This is a genomic window from Inquilinus sp. (assembly GCF_057815775.1).
The window spans coordinates 1-4,275 of the sequence record NZ_JBYRFX010000589.1; the positions used below are offsets into that span (position 1 = coordinate 1).

Annotated in this window: 3 protein-coding genes; 2 read left to right on the forward strand and 1 reads right to left on the reverse strand. The window is 70.6% G+C overall.

From position 1 onward, the window contains the following. Positions 1-215: 215 nt before the first annotated feature. Entirely contained in the window at positions 216-2,249 is a 2,034-nt protein-coding gene (locus tag AC3XYG_RS20575) for an FUSC family protein (RefSeq protein ID WP_489141736.1), read from the forward strand. A 138-nt stretch (positions 2,250-2,387) separates the two neighbouring features. After that, entirely contained in the window at positions 2,388-3,206 is an 819-nt protein-coding gene (locus AC3XYG_RS20580) for a hypothetical protein (RefSeq protein WP_489141737.1), read from the forward strand. Positions 3,207-3,219: 13 nt separating this feature from the next. Here AC3XYG_RS20580 and AC3XYG_RS20585 read toward each other — a convergent pair. After that, the coding region (locus AC3XYG_RS20585) for an amidohydrolase (RefSeq protein ID WP_489141738.1) at positions 3,220-4,275 on the reverse strand (1,056 nt) is incomplete at its 5' end.

The window sequence follows — 4,275 nt, forward strand, 5'->3', positions numbered from 1 at the left end:
ATGGATGGATTCGCTGCGCTCGCAATGACGGTGTCTGAAGCTTTGAAAGGGTTCGAGACTGCAATCATGGCCCGAAACGGCGGGCTTGCGGTTCCCGCGGATCGCAAGGCAGCCGTGCGATCGAGCCGGAGACAAGCTATCCTGCGATCAGTCAAAACATGGGGAGGAGCGCGGACCCGGCGGCCTGCCGCCAGCATGGAGACGACGACCGAGCGATGAGCGCCCTGCCCTCGTTGATCCGCACCGCCATCGCCATCTCGCCACGCAGCATCAGCATCGGCGAAGGCCTGCGCGCCGCTGCCTCCTGCGCCGTGGTGGTCGCCATCGGCAGCGCCCTGCAGATGCCGATCCTGGCCTGGGCCGCGATCGGTGCGTTCTGGACTTGCCTGGCCGATCCCGGCGGGCCGAACCCGGACCGGCTGCGGGCGCTGGCCGGCTTCACCCTGCTGTCCACCGCCTTCGCCATCATCGGTGCCGCCGCCGCATCGCAGGGCTGGGGCTGGGCCGCGGCCGCCGTGGTGCCCTGCGCCCTGGTCGGCACCATGGCCGGGGCCTATGGCGCCGCCGCGCGGCAGATCGGCGCCCTGGCCACCGTCGTCTGCGTCACCGCGATCGACCACCCCGTGGCGTCGCCGGCCGCCCTGGCCGAATTCGCCGCCATCCATTTCGCCGGCTGCCTATGGGCGATGCTGTTGGCCCTGTCGATCTGGCGCATCCATCCGTTCCGGCCGGCGCGCAGCGCCCTGGCGACGACCTATCGCGGCCTGGCGGCGATGGCCGCCGGCATGGCCCGCCTGGAGCCGCGTTCGCCGCCGCTGGATTGGGCCCGGCACGCCCAGCGCTATCGCCCGGCGGTCCGCGCCGCGATCGAGACCGCTCGGGGTGCGCTGGGCCGGGCGATGCGCGGGCGCGGCCTGGGCGACTTCGCCGAAAGGCTCCTGGTGGCGCTGGATATCGCCGAGCGCATCTTCGGCCAGCTGATCGCCCTGTCGGATCTGCGCCAGCATGCCGGCCCGGCGGCGGACCCGCAGCAGCCGCGGGAGCGGCAGGCCCTGCGCCGCCTGGCGCTGACGCTGTTCCGCCGGGCCTGGTCCTTCGACACCGGCCATGGCGAGATGGACGCAACGCAGCGCTCGCTGGACCGCCTCGCGCTGCTGGCGGCGGGGATGGAGGGCCCGGTCGCCGCAGGGCTGGGCCGGATCGTCGAGGAGATCCGCGCCACCGGCAGCGCCCGCCCGGCCCCGGTGCAGACTGAGGCGGCCAAGGCATCCCGGGACATCAAGACCTGGCTGGCGCCGCTGCGCGCGCATCTGAGCCTGCGGTCCGAGATCCTGCGCCACGCCCTGCGCTGCGCCGTCGCCACCACCGCGGCGGTGCTGCTGAGCCACGCGCTGGGCTTCTCCTACGCCTACTGGATGGCGATCGCGACGGTGCTGGTGCTGCAATCCTCGGTGGCGGCGACCTGGCCGCGGGCGCTGGAGCGCACGGTCGGCAGCGTGCTGGGCGGCGGCCTGGCCGCGCTGCTCGGGCTGGTGCTGCACACGCCGCTGGCCCTGACCGCCGCGGTGTTCCCGCTGGCGATCGCGACCATGGCGATGCGGCAGGTCAATTACGGCATCTTCGTCTTCTTCCTGACGCCGCTGTTCATCGTGGTGGTGGAGCTGTCGCAGCCCGGCGCCAGCGAACCGGCACTGGCCGGGATGCGCGCGCTGTATAACGTGCTGGGCAGCGCCATCGGCCTGGCGGGCGGGCTGCTGCTGTGGCCCAGCCGCGAGGGCCGGCAGTTCCGGCCGCTGCTGGCCGCGGCGATCGAGGCCAATGGCCGTTACGCCGCGCTGGCCTTCGCCCATGCCGGCGACGAGGCCGCGATCGAGGCCGCGCGGCGCGAGGCCGGACTGGCCAGCGGCAACGCCGAGGCCGGGCATGGCCGCACCATGCTGGAGGCGTGGTGGCAGCATGAGACGCTGGATGCCGGCCTCACCATCCTGGTCCTCGCCCGCCAGATCGCCGGCGTGGCCGGCACCGCCTGGCTGCACCGCCCGGCCGACACGGCGCAGGCGGCCGACGATGCCGCCTTCGGGCGTTGGATCGGGGCCGAAACCGCGGCTCTGGCCGGGGCGCTGCGCACCGGATCCGTCCCTCCGGCCGCGACCACGCCCCCGGCGGCGCCGGACGATCCGGAGCGGTCGCGGGCGGAGCAGGAAGTCCTGCTGCTGCGGGCGGCGGCCGGGCGCCTGGTGCCGGGATAGGCGGGCGCGCCCTTCCATCGGCTGACGATAATCGTGGCTTGGCGCTTTCCGGCGGTAAGGTCTTGTGGTCCTCCTGCATCGATGCGCCTTTTGATTGGCCAAGGCCGTAGCGCCGCCCAGACAGCATAAGCATCCGCCATGACCATCATCACCCACGCCCAGGCGCTCAAGAAGCTCGCCGCCGACACCCTAGTCCAGACGGTGGACGAAGACGTCGCCCGGGTCCTCGCCCACACCCATGCCTACGCCAAGCATGATGCCGCCCTGGCCGCCAACCCGGCAGGCCGCGTGCTGCCGCTTCTGCTGCGCCGGTGGAACTGCGTCCTGCAGGCCGACGCCGCGTCCGCAGTGTATCGCCACAAGGCCACGGCAGCCCTGGCCATCACCCTGCACAAATACGGCATCGCCGATCCCGCCCTCGGCGCACAGGCCGATCAGGCCCTCGATGCACTCAACGCCGCGGTCGCCCTCAGCGATGATTTCCATCGCAAGACCGATGCCATCAAGGCCGCGTTCCTGCGCACGCCGCCCACCCCGCTGAAGCGGGCCCCCAGCCTGCCCGACAGCCTCACCTTCCATCGGGCCGGCGACGTGGTGTCCTTCCAGCTCGAGGGGCGCTTCCACGCCGCCTACATCCATGGCTGCGCCGCCACCAACCAGAGCCCCATCGTCGAATTCTACGACGCCGTGTTCGACCATGTCCCTGACATTGGCGAGCTGGCCGGCACGCGCGCCAGGGGGCAGCGCACCGCCGACGGCAGCGAAGGCGTGTCGAAATACTCCGTGGCCGGACTGAAATTCATGCCCGACCCCGCCCGGCAGGTCGTGCTGGTGAAGGCCTGCGTGGACGCCGCGCCGGACAACGCCCATCTGAAGAAGCCCGCAGGCCTCTATACGGTCTCGGACATTTTCAGCCTTCAATCGAGCGTGGACAGATTGTTCGGCCAGGGGCGATAGCGCCCCTCCGCCCCTATTTGTAGCCCGGGTCCCGGTACACTTCCCGGCCGCCGACATAGGTCGCCAGGGCCTTCATCGCCTGGATCTTCTCGACCGGGACGGTCAGGAAATCATCGGTCAGGATGGCGAAATCGGCCAACTTGCCCGGCTCGATCGAGCCGCGATGGTCGTCCTCGCCGATCATTTTGGCGAAGTTGATCGTGTCCAGCCGCAGCAGCAGGGTACGGGACGCGATCTTCTGGTCGGCGCCGTAGACGCCATCGGAAATCGTGTCCCGGCTGGCGAAATGATACAGCTCCCAGAACGGGTTGAAGGGGATGACCGGCGAATCCGTGCCGCCTGCCACCAGCAGGCCGGCATCGAGGAAGGTCTTCAGCGGTGTCACTTCGCTGGCCAGGTCCCAGCCCCAGTACTTCTTCAGCACCGGCGCGGCCAGGTACAGGTGGTCCTGGGCGGAGACGATCAGGTTCATCGCCTTCATCCGGTTCACCAGGTCGGGGCGCACGACGAAGGCATGCTCGATGGCCCAGCGCTTGCCGGCGATCGGCCGGTCGGCATCGGCCTTTTCATAGGCGGTCAGCACCTCGTCGACCGCCGCATCCCCGACGGCATGGGTGGTGGGCCGCCAGCCCTTCCGGTTGATCTCCTGCACCACCGCCTCGTAGGCCGGGGGCGGCGACACGGTCAGGCCGGCATAGGTCCCGCCCTTGCCATAGGGTTCCTGGTAGGGCCGGGAGAGATGGCCACCCTCGAAGCCGCCATCGACGATCAGCTTGATGCCGCCGATCCGCACGAAATCGTCGCCCTCGTCCTGCTTGACGCCCCATTTGGCGATGGCGTCGTCGACCTGCTGCGCCGTGCGGAACTCGAAGCCCGGCATGTAGACGGTGTAGCGCAGCGTCAGGCTGTGGGCGGCGGCGGCCTGGCGCCACAGGCGCAGGGCCTGGAGCATGTCGCCCTTATAGGCGCCGGGGATGCGCACGGCGGTCATGCCATAGGCATTCAGCGCCGTCTGGGTGGCGACGATGTCGTCCATCGTCAGCGGCTTCGGCGCGGGCAGCGGCACCAG

What these genes read in the sequence shown, in the direction of transcription:
- AC3XYG_RS20575 (WP_489141736.1), top strand. Translation starts at nt 216, where the DNA reads ATGAGCGCCCTGCCCTCGTTGATCCGCACCGCCATCGCCATCTCGCCA.
- AC3XYG_RS20580 (WP_489141737.1), top strand. Translation starts at nt 2,388, where the DNA reads ATGACCATCATCACCCACGCCCAGGCGCTCAAGAAGCTCGCCGCCGAC.